Here is a 17,745-nt window from a genome sequence, read left to right as displayed (position 1 = left end):
TTTACCCTACAAATCTCGTTAAATTACTAAAAATATCATGTGTATAAGCAAGCATCTTTGAAAGCATCCACGGTCCAAAGAAAACTAATCCAACCAATACGGCTATTATCTTTGGGATAAATGCCAGGGTTTGTTCCTGTATTTGTGTAGTTGCTTGGAACACACTGACAATTAGTCCTACCACTAAAGCTACCAACAATAGTGGACCACATATCATCAAAGTTGTATATACGCCTTTTTCTGCCAATGATATCACTACTTCAGGACTCAACAATGTTCACCTTCTTCTAAAACGTTTGTAATAAGGATTTAACGATTAAATACCATCCATCAACAAGGACAAATAAAAGAATCTTAAATGGTAAAGAAATCATGACCGGAGGTAGCATCATCATCCCCATAGACATGAGTATACTTGCTACGACCATATCAATTACGAGAAAGGGAATAAAAATCATAAAGCCGATTTGAAACGCCGTTTTAAGCTCACTTATTGCAAAAGCTGGAACTAAAGCTGTTAATGGAATATCTTCAATAGACTCAGGACGTTCTGCCCCTGTATAATTTAAAAACAACTCTAAATCCTTTTGGCGGGTATGTACGCTCATAAATTCTTTAAATGGTGTGGCCGCACGATTATAGGCTTCTTCCAAATTGATTTCCTCATTAAACAACGGCGTTAATGCTTGATCGTTAACATCACTAAATGTTGGTGCCATTATAAAAAAGGTTAGAAACAACGATAGTCCTAGAAGTACTTGATTAGGAGGCATTGACTGGGTCCCTAATGATGTACGAACAAACGATAAAACGATAATAATCCTCGTGAAGCTAGTCATTAATATCAAAATACTAGGTGCAAGTGAGAGAACAGTTAGCAGAAGAAGCATTTTTACCGATGTCGATACATTTTCAGGGGCGCTAGTATTAAAAAACTCCATAAATTCATTCATTCTTGCTAGACTCCTTATTTTCTAAATGCTCGACAATTTTCTTTCTACCTTGTTTTAGTTCAGATAGCTGTTTTTGTAAAACAGAGGAGAATAAAGGTTTCTCGCTTTCCTTTGCTTCATTTCTTTTTTCAAGGAAACGATTGAGAATATCTCTTGGCTGAATCATTGATTCTAATGATGTATTGTGTTGCTCGATAATTTCATTAATTTCGTCAGTATCTTCAATTTCCTTCAAAAGCTGGATTGAATCTCCAACCCCAACGACTAGAATTCGATCGCCTACTTTTATCATTTGTATTGATCGATTTGTACCTAAACTTGTACCACCTAAGTTTTCAATATGTTTATATTGATTAAATAACTTGTTTCTCTTGTTAACGAATTTTAGTAATAAGTAGATAAGCCCAATTACAAACAAGGTCGTAAAAATCATTCTGAAGAAATCCCCAGCTGTCAGTTCATCGGCAGTAGTAATTGGAACCTCATCTACATTGTTCTCTTGCTCATTATTATTCGTTTGTTCTTCTTGCTTTCCGAAATTGTCATGTACACTTTTATCAATCTGTCCATCTTCTGCTTGTACAGGAAAAGTGACAAGCAAGGCATGGAAAAATAGTATGGCTATTACAACTTTTTTAATGAAATTCACTTTTGTTGCCACTCTCCTGGAAGATTTACATTCGACCCCTCTGAAAACAGGGAACGGTGACGAAATTTAACTTAATGTTTTACTGATTGCTTCAATAACTCTATCTGCTTGGAACGGCTTAACAATAAAGTCTTTTGCTCCCGCTTGGATTGCATCAATTACCATTGCTTGTTGTCCCATTGCTGAACACATAATAACCTTTGCATTTGGATTAATCTTTTTGATTTCCTTCAATGCAGTTATGCCGTCCATTTCAGGCATCGTAATATCCATAGTAACGAGATCTGGTTGATGTTCTCTATATTTGTCAACAGCCTGTGCACCATCTGCTGCCTCCGCAACAACTTCATACCCATTTTTAGTTAGGATGTCCTTAATCATCATTCTCATAAATGCTGCATCATCCACAATTAAAATTTTATGTGCCATATAAAGTTCCCCCTAAGTTAATTTAATTTCTTTAATCGGTCGCTTTGACTAATAATGTCTGTAATTCTGACACCGAAGTTTTCTTCGATTACAACTACTTCACCTTTTGCAATTAGCTTACCATTTACAAATACATCGACCGGTTCACCTGCAAGCTTATCTAATTCAATAATAGATCCGGCAGATAATTCTAGAATATCTTTGATTGATCGCTTTGTTCTCCCTAGTTCAACTGTTACTTGAAGCGGAATATCTAAAAGCATATTAAGATTTCTAGACTCCGTTTCTTGGAGTGGTACAGGGTCAAAATCCGAGAATACTGCAGGCTGAATTTCCGGTTGCTTTGCCTGTGTTCCACCTAGATGTTGCGGACTATTATTTGGTTGTGTTGGCATGTTTTGTCTATTATCTTGTACCCTGTTTGGCTGGTATGATGAATCATACTGATGTTCAATAGACTGTTCAGATTGACTAGATTGCTGTATAGGCACTCCAACATTACCTAAACCTGAAGGAACTTCCAATGTTGGCGCAGCCTCAATGCTTGAGGTTGGTGAAAGGAGTTCACTTACAAGTTCTTTTGCAAATTCAACTGGTACTAATTGCATAATATTGGAGTCAATGAGTTCACCTATTTTTAATCGAAATGATATTTTTACTAAAATATCATCATGTGGAAGATTTTCTGCACCTTCACCCTGTCTAATATCTAAGATATCAATGCTAGGTGGTGAAATGTCTATTTTCTTACTAAATACTGTTGACATTGAGGTTGCGGCTGAACCCATCATTTGATTCATTGCCTCTTGAACTGCACTTAATTGAATCTCTCCTAATGAATCAGGAGCAGCTAGTCCAGACCCACCTAGCATTAAATCAGCAATAATAGCAGCGTCACTTTGTTTAATCACTAAGAGATTTGTTCCTGTAAAACCCGCAGTATAGTTTACATAGACTGCAACATGTGGGTGCGGGAACTCATCAGCAAGTTTTGAACTCTGAACAAGAGTCACATTTGGTGTAGTTATTTCAACCTTTTGATTGAGTAGTGTTGATAAAGCAGTTGCTGAGCTGCCAAAAGAAATGTTACCAATCTCCCCAAGTGCATCCTGCTCAATTAATGATAAAAAATCTGCGACAAGGGGTTGTTGAGTACTAGCTACCGGTTTTTCGTTGTCTAAATCTTCAGTACCTCTTAAAAGAGCATCTATTTCATCCTGTGATAGCATATTTCCATTATTCATCTACACTGTCCCCCCTTTTAATCTCCTCTAGGATTTGTACAGCCTGTTTCTTATTAACCTTACCAACCTGAGCGTAAAATTTCGGTATACCCTCTACCTTAAGTTCAATTGGTTGTTGAATCGTCTTCTCAAGCTGTATTGTATCTCCCGTATCTAATGATAGAAAATCCTGAATTGCTATATTGGCAGTCCCTAATTCTGCAATTATAGGTAGATAAGTATCCTTTAGGTTATGTTTAATATTTGAGAGTTCCTCAGAATTCCGATCCTTTTTAGGCGCTGTTTGCATCCAGTAATGGGCAGACAATTTTGGAATAATTGGCTCTAGAAACACATGTGGAATACAAATATTTATCATTCCACTTGTTTCTCCAATTTGAGTGTTAAGCGAGATAACAACAACTGTTTCATTAGGTGAAACCATTTGAAGAAATTGTGGATTTACTTCAAAATCGGTTAATATCGGATCAATTTCAACTAGATTCCCCCATGCTTCTCTCGCATTGTCAAAAGCCTTTTCAAACATATTACTCATTATTTTCGTTTCAATCTCCGTTAGATTCTCAATTTTATTATAGCCTGCACCTCTACCACCTAGCATTCGATCAAGCATTGCATATGCTATGTTAGGGTTGACCTCTAAGAGAATTCGACCATCTAATGGTGGCATTTCAAACACATTTAAAATTGTCATTTTAGGAATTGAACGAATGAATTCCTCATAGGGTACTTGATCTGCAGTCCCAACAGTAATTTGCACAAAGGTTCGAAGTTGCGCAGAAAAATAAGTTGTTAATAACCTTGCAAAATTTTCATGTATTCTCGTAATGCTTCGGATTTGATCCTTCGAGAAACGTAGTGCCCTTTTAAAATCATATACTTTAACACGACGCTCACTTTCTTCTCGTTTAAGCTCTTCAGGATTCATTTCACCTGTTGATAGGGCCGAAAGTAAAGCATCTATTTCACTTTGAGATAATATTTCACCAGGCAAGGTTCCACCTCCGCTCATTAAGGACTTTTATTGCTTTATGCTTTATTGCGGAAGAAAAGAAGTCGCATATACTTTAACGACAGTACCATCTTGCATTAACTCGTTAATACGTTCCTTTAATCTATTTTCTAGATTTACGATTCCTTCTTCACCTTTAAACTCCTCGGACGTCATATTGGAAAGCTCTTTTATAATGAGATTATTTACCTGGAAGCTACGCTTTTCCAATTCTTCTTTTGCTTTTTTACCATCTGTTTGCATGTTAAAAGAAATACGAATATAATCATCACTCAATAACTTTGTTGTGATCTCTGGAATCTCTACGGTAGACTTGATCACTTCATCGATGGATGGTTCCTTTTCGCTATCACTAGCAGTTACCTTCGTTAAGATAACAAAGGCAGTTGTTCCAACTAATGTAATTGTGCTTAAAATAATGATCATAATAATGAGCAACTTGTTTTTCATAGCACCTTATCCCTCCAGGTTTTTACGAAGGCCCAGTACATTTATTTTTTGATAAAACTCAATAACCTTCTCTTGTACATCTTCTTCTGTTTCCTTCACAACAAACTTTTTACCATTCGTTAATGTAATGGTTGTATCAGGAAAGGATTCAACCTGCTCTATATATACTGCATTTAGAGTGAAACTTTTATCATTTAATTTAGTTAAAGTTATCAATATTTACCGGGGTTCTTTATTCTGTCGGAGCTTAACCCCGGACAGAATAAAGATACTACTTAAACCCCTTACCCCCTTAACGTTTTAAGTTTACTAATTCTTGCAGAATCTCATCAGAAGTTGTGATGATACGAGTATTCGCTTGGAAGCCACGCTGTGCCACAATCATCTCAGTAAATTCTTCAGAGAGATCAACGTTCGACATTTCTAGGGCGCCAGCCATTAATTTTCCGCTTCCTCCATTACCTGCTGTTACCGCAGTTGGGGTACCGGAGTTCAGAGTTTCAGAGAATAGATTATCACCTTGTTTTTCAAGACCATCAGGGTTTGCAAAAATACTAATTTCAAGTGTTCCTGCAGTTACTAGGTTACCTGCATTATCTACGTAACTTACAGCACCTGAAGTATCAACGCTAAAGCTTTTTGCATCTGATGGGATATTAATTCCTGGTTGCACATATAATCCGCTAGCAGTTACCAATTGACCTGTTTCATCTAAATAAAAGTTCCCAGCTCTTGTATAAAAGTCATTTGTTCCGTCAGTCACTGTGAAATAGCCTGCACCAGATATTGCTAAATCAAGTGGGCGGTTTGTAGATTGGATACTTCCTTGGGTAGAAATTGTATCAATTGTAGCTAACGTAGAACCCAAACCGACTTGTTTTGGGTTTACACCACCCATTGTACCGTCATTTGCTTTTGCCCCTTGAATTGTCTGATTCATCATATCTGAAAATATCGCTCTACCTTTTTTAAATCCAAACGTATTGACGTTAGCGATGTTATTCCCGATTACATCTAACTTCGTTTGGAAATTTTTCATACCACTGATTCCTGAATACATTGAACGTAACATTTGTTTTTCCCCTTTCGATTATGGTGGCTTCTATCAGTCCGCACACCTTTGGCTTCCTGTTAAGGTCCAGCCCGTTTTTAGTTTTTAGTCTAAAATAATGGTTCCATTGATATTGGTGAAAATCTGAGAATTTGCTTCATCACGATTCATTGCCGTAATGACCGTGTTATTTGGGACATTGACAATTAAAGCTGCATCATTTGTAACAACCAATGAATCTCGTATTCCCTTTGTTTTTGCCTCTGAAATTTTCATTTGGATTTCGTTCCATTTAGAATCTTGAATACTTATGTTTCTCTCATCCAATCTCTTTTGAGCATGCTTGCTAATAATTAACTTTGTCTCTTGTTGTAAAGTGTCCTTAAAAGAAACATTTGGTTTCTCTGTATGTTGTACTTTTTTACGAGTTTGCAACGACAAAGGATGATTTTGCATTTGTAATATACGATGGTCCACGGTAAACACCTCCTACTCTTCTTCGTTAGAAGGTTCCTTTACTTTCGTAATTTCATCACTATAAATTTTTGTTCCATCCTTTAACTCGAGTTCAATAAAACCTGATTTTTGAGATACTGAATGAACCAACCCTTGTCCATCCTTTATTACTTCATTGCCATTCTCATCTGTAGATTTATAACTGTACTCAACTTCTTTTCCAATCATGCTGCTGTATTTTAGAAGCTGTTCACCTTGTTGCCCATTCACAAACTTTTCTAATGTACTATTCATATTTGTCATTTGTTCAAGCGAGGTAAAAGAAGCCATTTGAGCAATAAAGTCTTTATCCTCCATCGGATTCATTGGATCTTGGTTCTGGAGTTGTGTCATTAGTATTTTTAGAAAATCATCTTTTCCCAGAATATCAGAACCTGTTTTCCTCTCCTGTTTAAGATTGGTAAGATACAGGCTTGAATCAATTTTTGCAGTCACTTTGTTCACCACCTACACTTTGATATTTACGAGTTCATCTAGGAAAGAAAAAAAAGATTGTTCTTCATTCGTTTCATGCTGCTCATTTTCTTTTTTCCCCTGATCAGGTTGACGTTTTTGTTGTTCACTATCCTTATACAAATTACTTTCCTCCGTCTGATACTGTAACTGTGAAGAAACTTCTATTTTTTCAACAGTTATATTCTGTGATAAGAAAGAATGTTTTAGGTTAGTTAACTGCGATTCAATCAGTTCCTTCGCTTGGCTAGTTGTTGCCATAATTCGTGCAATCATTCCCGATTCACTTTGAAGGAGCTCAATTCTTAATGAACCTAAATGTTCAGGATACAAATTAAGTAAGAGCTTTTGTCCTCCCGCCCCATTCATAAAGCTACTTCTAGCGAGGATGTTTTGAAACTGCCTAATAAATTGTTGTTGGTCCGGTAATTGTTTAGCACCTTGTTCAATAAACAAAGAAAATTGCTGCACTTTTGGTAACTGGTTATTGCCAATATCACTGGCAATCAAACCTTCACTTGCAATAGAAGATACTTGCGTTGTATTACTAGCCTTTTGCAATAGCCTTTCAGTAATCAACGATTCCTTCGAATCTATCCCTTTAGGTGTAGTGAAATACCTAGCATGGACTGTTTGTAAATAATGAGTTCGAGCTGTTAAATCTATTTGTGGCTTCTCACTAACGGTCAGCTTGTTCTCAATATTTTGTATTAAATCATTAATAAGCTTATTAGATCTATAATCAGTTTGAACGATCTGCTTACTCTCTTGCGTGTTTGCATTAGCTTGAAGTGTTTCTGTTACATCCGCCTTCAATTGTTTAAATACGTTTAATAGATCTACCTTATTTGAATGAGTTTCTTCTTCAACAAAACGAGTTGTTAATAAAAGTAAGCCAATTCGTTCAGGATTTGCTGTTACCTGTTCTATTTTTAGATCGTTAGTGCCATTGATAATACCAGTAAGAAATGCTTTGATTTGTTCAGTTAATTCAGGCGGTAACATATAAAGAATTTCATCAAAATCAGATATGTCAACCTCATCTCTTACGAAAGCTTCCATTTCTGCTAAGAATTGATTAAGCATTTCAACTGATTCTTGCTGGAGTTGCTCTACTTCTTCATTATCACTCCGTAAAACATGTGGTAGTTTTATATCAGTATTAAGTGTTGAAAATGTAGAACTACTCATAATCATAGATTGTAGTTTTTCACGAAAAGAATCTTCTTTGACACCAGGAGTCACTTTCCCAATTATCGTAGGTGCTCCCGTTTTATTTGGTGATACCGTCGTACCTAAATTTGCTACCATGTTCACTTGTTTCTCACCCCCTTTCAAATAGGATCATACGATTCTATCTTCGACTACTGCGTGATTAATTCTGTGAATCTTGCTGCATCTTGAGGAGACATTTTTTCAAAAATAGCTGCTAACTTTTCCGTGTCAATACTAGTCAGGATCTCTTTTGCTTCATTCTCCTTCAGATTCGGGATGATTTTAGCTGCATTTTTGGGAGACATTAGCTCATACATCTGCGTAAGCTCCTGTAAGGATTTACTTTTTGCCAAGTGTTCTTCTTGGAGCTGAACGATTTCTTCTGAAAGTCTATCAATCTCATACTGCAAGGAATCTATTTCTCCACTTTTTTTATCCAGTTGATTTTTTAGATCTGCAATTTCCGATTCTTTTGTCTGGATTTCTAATTCCAAATCTACGGTTGACACTTCAGCCTCTCCAGTTTTTTGTGTCTGCTTATCTTCCTCATCGTTAAAAAGAGAAGACACTACCGGTAGTTTGTTTGTAAACTCCTTAATTGTTCCTACAGGATTAAATCCAGCAACAGTTAATAGTACAAACACAACAACTAGAGTAAAGAGAGAAGGTATTAGAACAACAAACAGAAACCACTGGAATTTGCTATATTCTTTTTCGGTTGTTTCCATTCAATCACCTATCTTCCCTTTGACAAAAATTGTTGGATTGAGATTTCATCCATCATTTGACTCTCATAAATCTTTAATTGTCCTTCATAATTGGCAATATCCTTTTCATGGATAACCTCATATTTTTTAACCTCAATGTTCTTTTCAGTCAATAATGCCTGTAATTGTTGCATCTTTTGTCTTGTTTTAATAACAAGTTGTTGATAATATACAATCGTTTTCTCCAGACCCGTAATAAAAGATTGCTGATGACGAATACTGTGAATGGATAAACCATTGGTTAGTTGCTGTCTTTGATGTTCTTCAAGTGTTTCTTTCTTTTTTAGCGATTCATATAAAGCTTCCGCAGCTGTCTCAAATTCCTTGACTGATGATTTATAATCCGCAAGTACTTGATTCTTCTCACTCTCTTTTATCGACAATACCTTTTGAAACTTGAACTGATAACTCATTGGTATTATTCACCTTTTTCAGCTAACTGTGCTAGTAAGTGTAAGCTTTCTTCAAATGTATATTTATCATCTGTTTGTTGTTTGACGAACGAAATAATCTTTGGATAATATCTTATTGCTTCATCAACTTCAATTGACGAACCTCTTTTATATGCACCAATATTAATTAAATCCTCTGAGTTAAGATACGTTGCCATTAGCCCTCTAATTTTTTCTGCATAAGCTTTATGATCGCTTGTAGTAATCTGATTCATTACACGACTTATGGATTTTAAAACATTAATAGCCGGGTACTGCCCCTTATTTGCAAGGCTTCTGTCTAAGACAAAATGCCCATCTAATATCCCTCTAACTGTATCTGCAATCGGTTCATTCATATCATCACCGTCTACTAATACAGTATAAAAGGCGGTGATTGAACCTAAATGATTCGTTCCCGTTCTTTCTAGTAGTCTTGGTAGGGTAGTAAATACACTTGGTGTATAACCTTTTGTAGTTGGAGGCTCTCCAATTGCTAATCCTATCTCTCTACTTGCCATTGCTACACGAGTAACAGAATCCATCATGAGCATTACATCTTGACCCTTATCTCTAAAATACTCTGCAATCGCTGTTGCTGTCATTGCGGCCTTTATTCGAAGAAGTGCTGGCTGGTCAGAGGTTGCAACAACCAATATAGATCTTTTAAGACCTTCCTCACCTAAGTCCTTTTCAATAAATTCTCGGACTTCGCGGCCCCGCTCTCCGACAAGAGCTATAACATTAATATCTGCAGTTGTATTTCGGGCAATCATACCCAACAATGTACTCTTGCCTACACCACTTCCTGCAAATATACCAACACGTTGTCCTTTACCCACCGTGAGAAGAGTATCAATCATTTTCACGCCTACCTCTATCGGCTCATGAATAGGTGGACGAGATAATGGATTTGGAGGATCCTGCTCAGTTGGAGCAGCTGATAACCCCTTTGGAAGTGGAGTTCCGTCAAGTGGTTGCCCTAGTGGGTCTAGTACCTTTCCAATCAAACCAGCACCTATCTTTATGTCCAGTGGTTTACCGGTTGCTTCTACAATGCTACCAGGTGATATATCCTTCACATTTGAAAATGGCATTAGTATTACATGTTCCTCACTAAAACCAACCACTTCAGCTTGGATGGACCTTCTGTGTTTCAAACCTACATAAATATGGCACAAATCCCCAATAGAACACTCCGGCCCCCGTGATTCAATCATTAGACCAACAACTCTAGTAACCTTGCCATATCTTTTGTAGGAGTCTATTTCACGTATCTCATCTAGAAGTTCGATAGCCTTCACAGCCTATTCCTCCAATAGCAAAGAGAAGAGTTTCTCTTTAATCTCTGTTAGCTGGGTATCTACACTTGCATTAATCTTTCCAAAAGAGGATTCAATCACACAATCTGTCTCGTTCAACTCTTCTTGAGGATAGATGAAAAGATCTGTTTCTCTATTAAGGATGGCTAGTAACTCTTCTTTTTGTTCCACAATATACGGATAAAATTGAGGACTTACATGTATTGTGACATCTGAATGTTCCTTTACTTCCTTAATCGCATTTTTTACAAGGTTTTTAAAATCCTCAGGTTTAGTAGATAAATGAACCCCTATAATCTTCTCCGCAACTGTCATTGCTAATTGCAAAATGACTTCTTCAGATGAAGAAAGATAGAGATCATAATCCTTTTTGGAAGCATCAATAATTTGTCTTGCCTCAGAAAGAATCGTTACAAACTCTTCATATCCTTTGTCTCTACCTTCTTTCAAACCAGACTGGAAGCCTTCGTCAGAAGTTCTTTTATAAAGCTCCTGTTGTTCTTGCTCCCAATTTCTCTTTTCAACTAAAATTTGTTGCCTTAGAGAATTTGAATATGCGATTGCATCCTTCACAATCTTGTCAGCTTGTTCTTTCGCTTCATCTAGCACTTTTTGGGATGTAAACTGTTCTTTATGATTTTCTATTTGAATATCGTTATTTGATTGGAGTGTTTTTAGCCCGATAATTCTTTCAGGTAGGTCTCTCGTTCTAGCCATATCCGACTTTATGACATTAGACAATAATATCATCTCCTCCACCACGAGCGATGACGATTTCACCTGCTTCTTCAAGTCTTCTTATAACAGCAACAATACGTGATTGTGCTTCTTCTACATCACGTAATCGAACAGGCCCCATGTACTCCATTTCTTCTTTAAATGATTCGACCATTCGCTTAGACATATTCTTAAAGACAATATCCTTAACCTCTTCACTTGCAACGCGAAGTGAAAGCATTAAATCTTCATTTTCTACATCACGAATTACACGTTGAATTGCACGATTATCAAGTGTAACAATATCTTCAAATACAAACATTCTCTTCTTTATTTCTTCTGCAAGTTCTGGATCTTGAATTTCTAATGCATCAAGAATCGTTCTTTCAGTAGATCGATCTACCCCGTTTAACACTTCTACAACCGCCTCTATACCACCGGTTTGTGTGTAATCATGAGTCACAGTTGCTGAAAGTTTCCTCTCTAGAATTTGCTCTACTTCATTAATTATTTCGGGTGACGTCCGATCCATTATTGCAATTCTTCTAGCGATATCAGCTTGAACCTCCTGGGGAAGCTCCGATAAAATCTGAGCTGACTGTCTAGAATCCAAATACGATAAAATTAAAGCAATAGTTTGAGGATGTTCATTCTGTATAAAATTTAATATTTGTCCTGGGTCAGCCTTCCTTGCGAAATCAAAAGGCTTAACCTGAAGTGAAGATGTTAACCGATTTAAGATAACACTCGCTTGTTCCTCTCCAAGTGCTTTTTCAAGTACCGTTTTTGCATAACCAATTCCGCCCTGTGTAATGTAGTCTTGGGCAATTGCTATTTGATGGAACTCTTCCATGATATGTTCCTTAGTATCTGACTCTACTTTACGAACACCCGATATTTCTAACGTCAATTTTTCAATTTCTTCTTCAGAAAGGTGCTTATAAACTGAGGCTGAAACATCTGGTCCTAGTGAAATGAGGAGAATGGCTGCTTTTTGTTTTCCGGTAAGCTCATTTTGACTGTCTCTCTTTGCCATTTCTCCACCTCCTATTCTTCTGCTAACCATGAACGTAATAATTTTGCAAAGTCTTCAGGCTTATCCTTAGCAAGCTTTTCAAGCTGTTTTCTTCTTGCCGAGGCATCCGTTTCTTTTTCTTCGTTAACATCTGGTATTTGATTAAAGAAAATTGGCTCCGATTCGGGAACTTCTTCTTCCAATCTCTTTTCTTTCTTTTTACGTATGAACAAGAGTAATAGAATGATAATACCTACAACTAGAAGTCCCCCAATAATATAAATATATAAAGGTATCGTTGCTGTAACAGGAGTTTCGGTAACAGTTGTACTTTTCCCATTAAACTCTTGAACCGAAACGACAATTTTATCTTGAATCTCTTCTTGAGTTAATTCATTGTTTACATCTTGGTTTATACTAGTACTAACAATTGTACTTAGTATTCTCTCAATATCATCTACACGTTCCTGTGGCATTGATGCAGGGTTTTCCGGGTCCGGAGCTTCGACCATTACCTGGATTCCTAAATCTCTGATCTTATATGGAGCTTCAACAATATCTCGAGTAATTCGACTTACGTCTTTGTTTACTCGTTCTTCGATTCTTTCATAATCCCCATTGCCTGCTTGTCCATCTGCATTATAGGTTGGAACGTCTGTTTCCCCAGTTCCAACAACTCCACCGACCTCAGCACCATCACCAGTAAATGTTTCTGTTATACGTTCTACACTGATTTCGATACCTTCCATATTTTCTTGGTCAACGGGTGTAACTAAATTTTCTTGGCGATTTTCTTGAGTAAAATCTATATCAGTTGTGACAGACACAACTACTTTATCTTGTCCCATCATTGTTCCGAGCATTTGTTGTACATGCCTTTGGATATCTCTTTCAATTTCACGTTTTAAATCAAGCTGTGACGCTATATTTCCAGCTCCTGATAAATTTTCTTCATTTTCGAGATCAAAGTACTCAAAATTTTGGTTCGTTATGACGATATTATCAGTAGGTAGGTTAGGAATACTTTTCGATACTAAGTGATACAGTGATTTTATCTCTTGTTGATCAAATTTGTATCCAGGTTTCGTATTAAGGACAATTGACGCAGATGCCACTGCTTGGCTGTCCGTAACAAAAATACCTTCATTCGGCAAACTAATCATTACCTTTGCATCGTTAATTCCATCGATGCCTTTGATTAGGTTTGCCAGCTCAGTTTGTGTCGATTCAAGCTTGAGCATATTAAATTCATTATCGGTCATACCAAAACCAGCGTTTTGTCCGAAAAATGAGTAATCAATATTACCACTATCTGGTATTCCTTCTGCCGCAAGATCAACCATTAAGGTTTCTACCACTTCCTCTGGTACCTTAATGGTTGTTCCATTATCTGCTATTTCTGATTGAATGCCCCTTGAATCTAAATTCGCTTTAATTTGTCCTGTTTCCTGTGGAGTAAGATTGCTATACAGAGGAACAAGAGTTTGCTTCGTCGTAAAAAACACAGCAACGGAAACAACTAAAATTAACAGCAAAGGCAATCCAATAATAGAAGTCTTTTGAAGGGCAGATTGTTTTTTCCAATATTCACTTATCTTGGTTTTATACAAAGTTAAATTTTCCTTCATGACATACCCCTATGCAACAAGTTTTTTTACCACTCTAGACTAAACCTGCATTCTCATAATTTCTTGGTATGCTTCAATTACCTTATTTCGAATTTGAAGTGTTGCCTGAAGAGACACACTCGCCTTCTCTGAAGCAATCATTACCTGGTGTAAGTCTACGTTTTCGCCTTTAACAAGCTTTTCAGTCATTTTATCTGATGTTTGCTGTGCTTCATTTACATTGTGTAAAGCGTCCTTTAAAAAACTGCTAAATTCCTTTTGGACCTCATTAGCAGTTTTTGATTGAATTCCAGGTTTTGAAAAAACACCGGGTGTCGTTATATTTATCTTATCAATCACTTACATCACCTATTTCCCGATTTCTAATGCTTTCATTAACATTCCCTTTGATGCATTAAATACTGTAACGTTTGCCTCGTAGGATCTTGTGGCACTAATTAAATCGACCATTTCTTTTAGTGGGTCTACATTAGGAAGAACTACATAACCATCCTCATTTGCATCAGGATGCTCTGGATTATAGACAAGTTGAGATGGAGTATTATCCTCCACGATCCTTGACACCTTTACGCCGTTTCCTACATTGCTGTTATTCATTGCTTTTGATAAATAGGATGAGAAAGTTGCACCTTGGGGTTGCTGAACAACCATTTTTCTTTTATAAGGCTGCCACTCACCATTTACTAACTTCCCTCTTGTAGTATCAACATTAGCCATATTAGAAGAAATCACATCCATGCGAAGCCTTCCAGCAGTTAATGCAGAAGCACTCGTATTAAGACTATGAAAGATCGACATGGTTAGTTCCCTCCTCGTATCACTGTTTTTAATGTATTAAATTTCCCACTTATTCGCTGTGTTACCGCATTGTAATAGATCTGATTCTCTGCAAGTAACGACATTTCTTTATCGATATCAACGTTATTCCCATTATGGTTATACGCAGTGTCATTTTTTGTAATATATGGACTGCTGTTAAAATGACTACTACGTTTAAAGTCAAAATGCTTTTCACTTGTTCTATTTGCACTCATTTGACTATTCATCTCGTTTGATAGGATGTTTTTAAAGCTAACGTCCTGTGACTTATATCCTGGTGTATCAACATTAGCGATATTGTTGGATATCACCTTCTGCTTTAAAGCTGAATAATCCAATGCTTTTTCGAGTGAATGTATCGTATTAGAAAAAAGTTTCATTATATCCCCTCACAAAATTTCTCCAAGTAACGAATAAATATATCGAATTGTGTTAACCCTTCCTTATTGTAATGAAATTAAGTCTATCTGTCTATGAAGCTTTCGTTAAAAAGTGATTAATTTCGACAATATAGGACTTTTTTCACATAAGATTCTACTGTAATTATAGAGTGTTGTAAGCAGACTTTCACGCTTTATTTACAGAAAAAGACAAGTACATATTTCCACTAGCATTACTTCGACATTTTATGATAGTAATCTATTTACAAATTTTAATAAAAAAATAAAAAAACGAAGATGGTTTTGACCATCTTCGTTTTTTATCTTAGTGTGATTTTAATTTTTCTAATTCAAGTAAGAATTTATCGTTTAATACTTTGATGTACGTCCCTTTCATACCTAATGAACGAGATTCAATAACACCGGCACTTTCAAGTTTTCTCAAAGCATTAACAATAACTGATCTTGTTATTCCAACTCTGTCAGCAATTTTACTTGCTACTAAAAGTCCTTCATTACCATTAAGCTCTTCAAAGATGTGCTCAATCGCTTCAAATTCACTATATGAAAGTGAACTAATTGCCATTTGAACAACTGCTTTACTTCTAGCTTCCTCTTCAATTTCCTCAGACTTTTCACGAAGAATTTCCATTCCAACTACAGTTGCTCCATATTCAGCTAGAATTAAGTCATCGTTTTCAAAGCTTTGATCCAGTCTCGAAAGAATAAGGGTACCCAATCTCTCGCCACCACCTATAATAGGAACAATTGTCGTTAACCCACTTTTAAATAGTTCCTTGTTCTCCACTGGAAAAGCAGTATATTCGCTATCCATGTCAAGATTAGAAGATGTTTCACTAATATTGAATAGATTTTGTGTGTACTCATCTGGAAACTGACGATCTTCAAGCATCTTTTTCATTCTTTCATTTTCAATTTGCTGGTTAATTGCAAATCCTAAAAGTTTTCCACGGCGACTAACTATAAAAACATTTCCTCCGATTACATCGCGTAGAGTTTCTGACATTTCTTTGAAGTTAACTGGTTTACCAGCCGCTTTTTGAAGCATTGCATTAATTTTTCTAGTTCTTTCTAATAATGGCATTTTTACCGTTCCTCCTGATAATCTTAGTGAGTGTTCAAAAGGAGGATGAAAAGGACCGAGAAGTTCGGGGCGGCGTAGTTCCTGCGTAGCGGAACGTATGTAGTTAATACGTGAGCAACGGAAAAACAAGCCAACGAAGAAATTCGATGTGTCATTTTCACCGGACCTTTTGAACATCCTCATTACAAAATAAACTGACTTAAATCCTTGTTCTTAACAATTGTACTTAATTTGTCATCAACGTATTGTGGCGTGATTGTGATCTTTTCCATCGTAATATCAGGGGCCTCATATGATAAGTCCTCTAAAAGTCTCTCTAATATGGTATGTAGTCGGCGAGCACCTATATTGTCTGTGTCCTGGTTTACTTGGAAGGCAACTTCAGCTATCTTACGAATAGCATCGTCAGAAAATTCGAGTTGTATACCTTCTGTCTCTAATAATGCAGAATATTGTTTCAATAGTGCATTATCCGGTTCTACTAAAATCCGATAAAAATCATCAATCGTTAGCTTTGTTAATTCTACCCGAATTGGAAAACGGCCTTGTAGTTCTGGGATTAGGTCAGAAGGTTTAGACATATGAAATGCACCTGCTGCAATAAATAACATATGATCCGTTTTAACAGAGCCATACTTTGTTACGACAGTGGATCCCTCTACAATTGGTAAAATATCGCGTTGAACACCTTCTCTTGAAACATCAGCCGAAGAAGAATTATGACTTTTACCTGCAACTTTGTCAATTTCATCTATAAAAATGATTCCCGTTTGTTCTGCACGATTAATTGCTTCTTGGGTAACCTCATCCATATCAATTAATTTTGCTGCTTCTTCATTCGTTAAAACTTTACGAGCTTCCTTAACAGTTAACTTACGCTTTTTACGTTTTTTGGGCATTAAGTTACTAAGTGCATCTTGCATGTTCATACCCATATTCTCCATGCCTGAACCCTGGAAGAGATCGAACATGGAAGTCTGTTGCTCCTCTACCTCAACTGTTACATAATAATCCTCAAGTTCGCCTAACGCAAGCTTATGAGCCATTTTTTTTCTTGTGTCACCTAAATTATCTTCTTCAGACGACTTTTCTGTTTCAGAATCATTAGTTGCTCCACCAAATAACATTTCTAGTGGATTCTTATATGAAGTTTGTTTTTTTGAGCTCGGAACGAGCAATTCTACAATGCGTTTATTCGCATTTTCCTCGGCACGTTCTGCCACTTCTGCCATCTTCTCTTCTTTAACTAGTCGAACAGAAGTCTCCATAAGATCACGAACCATTGACTCAACATCTCGACCAACATAACCGACTTCAGTAAACTTCGTTGCCTCAACTTTAATAAACGGAGCTCCAACTAATTTTGCGAGTCGTCTAGCAATTTCTGTTTTACCTACTCCAGTTGGTCCAATCATTAAAATATTCTTAGGTACAATTTCATCTCTTAGTTTTTCATTTAGTAAACTACGACGGTACCTATTTCTTAGTGCAACCGATACAGCTTTCTTTGCTTGATTCTGCCCAATAATATATTGATCTAATTTTTCTACAATCTGTCTTGGGGTTAAATTTGTTTTCAATGTAATCCC

General features: G+C 36.5%; 23 protein-coding genes. All 23 read right to left on the bottom strand.

What is annotated here, in order from left to right:
• Position 1: 1 nt before the first annotated feature.
• The 23 genes from fliQ to hslU all read right to left on the bottom strand — a co-directional run bounded on the left by fliQ (position 2) and on the right by hslU (position 17,736).
• Positions 2 to 271, bottom strand: coding sequence for a flagellar biosynthesis protein FliQ (gene fliQ, locus ACWNMY_RS20105; RefSeq protein WP_449540021.1), 270 nt, complete (start codon positions 269 to 271; stop codon positions 2 to 4).
• A 16-nt stretch (positions 272 to 287) separates the two neighbouring features.
• Positions 288 to 953 (bottom strand): flagellar type III secretion system pore protein FliP, encoded by a 666-nt coding sequence (gene fliP / locus ACWNMY_RS20100; protein WP_449540020.1) that lies wholly within the window; start codon positions 951 to 953, stop codon positions 288 to 290.
• Positions 946 to 1,602, bottom strand: coding sequence for a flagellar biosynthetic protein FliO (locus tag ACWNMY_RS20095; protein WP_449540019.1), 657 nt, complete (start codon positions 1,600 to 1,602; stop codon positions 946 to 948). Before ACWNMY_RS20095 ends, fliP begins: the two co-directional genes overlap by 8 nt.
• A gap of 66 nt (positions 1,603 to 1,668) precedes the next feature.
• Positions 1,669 to 2,031, bottom strand: coding sequence for a response regulator (locus ACWNMY_RS20090; protein WP_449540018.1), 363 nt, complete (start codon positions 2,029 to 2,031; stop codon positions 1,669 to 1,671).
• 17 nt (positions 2,032 to 2,048) lie between these two features.
• Positions 2,049 to 3,275, bottom strand: a complete 1,227-nt coding sequence (gene fliY, locus ACWNMY_RS20085; RefSeq protein ID WP_449540017.1) for a flagellar motor switch phosphatase FliY — start codon at positions 3,273 to 3,275, stop codon at positions 2,049 to 2,051.
• The gene (gene fliM / locus ACWNMY_RS20080) at positions 3,268 to 4,269 is read right to left on the bottom strand and encodes a flagellar motor switch protein FliM (RefSeq protein WP_449540016.1); all 1,002 of its coding nucleotides are present in this window, start codon (positions 4,267 to 4,269) and stop codon (positions 3,268 to 3,270) included. The genes fliY and fliM overlap by 8 nt, the downstream gene beginning before the upstream one ends.
• 42 nt (positions 4,270 to 4,311) lie before the next feature.
• Positions 4,312 to 4,737 carry a flagellar basal body-associated protein FliL gene (gene fliL / locus ACWNMY_RS20075; RefSeq protein ID WP_449540015.1) on the bottom strand — a complete coding sequence of 142 codons (426 nt, stop codon included), beginning with the start codon at positions 4,735 to 4,737 and terminating at the stop codon, positions 4,312 to 4,314.
• 6 nt (positions 4,738 to 4,743) lie between these two features.
• Positions 4,744 to 4,953, bottom strand: coding sequence for a flagellar FlbD family protein (locus ACWNMY_RS20070; protein ID WP_449540014.1), 210 nt, complete (start codon positions 4,951 to 4,953; stop codon positions 4,744 to 4,746).
• Positions 4,954 to 5,029: 76 nt separating this feature from the next.
• Positions 5,030 to 5,809, bottom strand: a complete 780-nt coding sequence (flgG, locus tag ACWNMY_RS20065) for a flagellar basal body rod protein FlgG (protein WP_449540013.1) — start codon at positions 5,807 to 5,809, stop codon at positions 5,030 to 5,032.
• A gap of 84 nt (positions 5,810 to 5,893) precedes the next feature.
• Positions 5,894 to 6,265 (bottom strand): TIGR02530 family flagellar biosynthesis protein, encoded by a 372-nt coding sequence (locus tag ACWNMY_RS20060; protein ID WP_449540012.1) that lies wholly within the window; start codon positions 6,263 to 6,265, stop codon positions 5,894 to 5,896.
• A 12-nt stretch (positions 6,266 to 6,277) separates the two neighbouring features.
• Positions 6,278 to 6,739: a flagellar hook assembly protein FlgD gene (flgD, locus tag ACWNMY_RS20055; RefSeq protein ID WP_449540011.1), complete on the bottom strand. Its 462-nt coding sequence runs from the start codon at positions 6,737 to 6,739 to the stop codon at positions 6,278 to 6,280.
• A gap of 12 nt (positions 6,740 to 6,751) precedes the next feature.
• The gene (locus tag ACWNMY_RS20050) at positions 6,752 to 8,068 is read right to left on the bottom strand and encodes a flagellar hook-length control protein FliK (RefSeq protein ID WP_449540499.1); all 1,317 of its coding nucleotides are present in this window, start codon (positions 8,066 to 8,068) and stop codon (positions 6,752 to 6,754) included.
• A 53-nt stretch (positions 8,069 to 8,121) separates the two neighbouring features.
• Positions 8,122 to 8,700, bottom strand: a complete 579-nt coding sequence (locus tag ACWNMY_RS20045) for a MotE family protein (RefSeq protein ID WP_449540010.1) — start codon at positions 8,698 to 8,700, stop codon at positions 8,122 to 8,124.
• Positions 8,701 to 8,708: 8 nt separating this feature from the next.
• The gene (gene fliJ / locus ACWNMY_RS20040; RefSeq protein ID WP_449540009.1) at positions 8,709 to 9,152 is read right to left on the bottom strand and encodes a flagellar export protein FliJ; all 444 of its coding nucleotides are present in this window, start codon (positions 9,150 to 9,152) and stop codon (positions 8,709 to 8,711) included.
• 5 nt (positions 9,153 to 9,157) lie between these two features.
• Positions 9,158 to 10,474, bottom strand: coding sequence for a flagellar protein export ATPase FliI (gene fliI, locus ACWNMY_RS20035; RefSeq protein WP_449540008.1), 1,317 nt, complete (start codon positions 10,472 to 10,474; stop codon positions 9,158 to 9,160).
• Between the two features lie 3 nt (positions 10,475 to 10,477).
• Positions 10,478 to 11,233: a flagellar assembly protein FliH gene (gene fliH / locus ACWNMY_RS20030; RefSeq protein WP_449540007.1), complete on the bottom strand. Its 756-nt coding sequence runs from the start codon at positions 11,231 to 11,233 to the stop codon at positions 10,478 to 10,480.
• Positions 11,226 to 12,245, bottom strand: a complete 1,020-nt coding sequence (gene fliG, locus ACWNMY_RS20025) for a flagellar motor switch protein FliG (RefSeq protein WP_449540006.1) — start codon at positions 12,243 to 12,245, stop codon at positions 11,226 to 11,228. The genes fliH and fliG overlap by 8 nt, the downstream gene beginning before the upstream one ends.
• Before the next feature lie 11 nt (positions 12,246 to 12,256).
• The gene (gene fliF / locus ACWNMY_RS20020) at positions 12,257 to 13,852 is read right to left on the bottom strand and encodes a flagellar basal-body MS-ring/collar protein FliF (RefSeq protein WP_449540005.1); all 1,596 of its coding nucleotides are present in this window, start codon (positions 13,850 to 13,852) and stop codon (positions 12,257 to 12,259) included.
• Positions 13,853 to 13,891: 39 nt separating this feature from the next.
• Complete coding sequence (fliE, locus tag ACWNMY_RS20015) at positions 13,892 to 14,191, bottom strand: flagellar hook-basal body complex protein FliE (protein ID WP_449540004.1); 300 nt, start codon at positions 14,189 to 14,191, stop codon at positions 13,892 to 13,894.
• 9 nt (positions 14,192 to 14,200) lie between these two features.
• A complete protein-coding gene (flgC, locus tag ACWNMY_RS20010; protein WP_449540003.1) occupies positions 14,201 to 14,650 on the bottom strand; it encodes a flagellar basal body rod protein FlgC in 450 nt (149 codons plus the stop codon).
• Between the two features lie 2 nt (positions 14,651 to 14,652).
• Positions 14,653 to 15,051 carry a flagellar basal body rod protein FlgB gene (flgB, locus tag ACWNMY_RS20005; RefSeq protein WP_449540002.1) on the bottom strand — a complete coding sequence of 133 codons (399 nt, stop codon included), beginning with the start codon at positions 15,049 to 15,051 and terminating at the stop codon, positions 14,653 to 14,655.
• 325 nt (positions 15,052 to 15,376) lie between these two features.
• A complete protein-coding gene (gene codY, locus ACWNMY_RS20000) occupies positions 15,377 to 16,156 on the bottom strand; it encodes a GTP-sensing pleiotropic transcriptional regulator CodY (protein WP_449540001.1) in 780 nt (259 codons plus the stop codon).
• Positions 16,157 to 16,338: 182 nt separating this feature from the next.
• Positions 16,339 to 17,736, bottom strand: coding sequence for an HslU--HslV peptidase ATPase subunit (gene hslU / locus ACWNMY_RS19995; RefSeq protein WP_449540000.1), 1,398 nt, complete (start codon positions 17,734 to 17,736; stop codon positions 16,339 to 16,341).
• Positions 17,737 to 17,745: the final 9 nt, after the last annotated feature.

It is taken from the genome of Ferdinandcohnia sp. Marseille-Q9671 (assembly GCF_976954385.1).
This window is presented reverse-complemented; position numbering and strand designations above follow the sequence as displayed.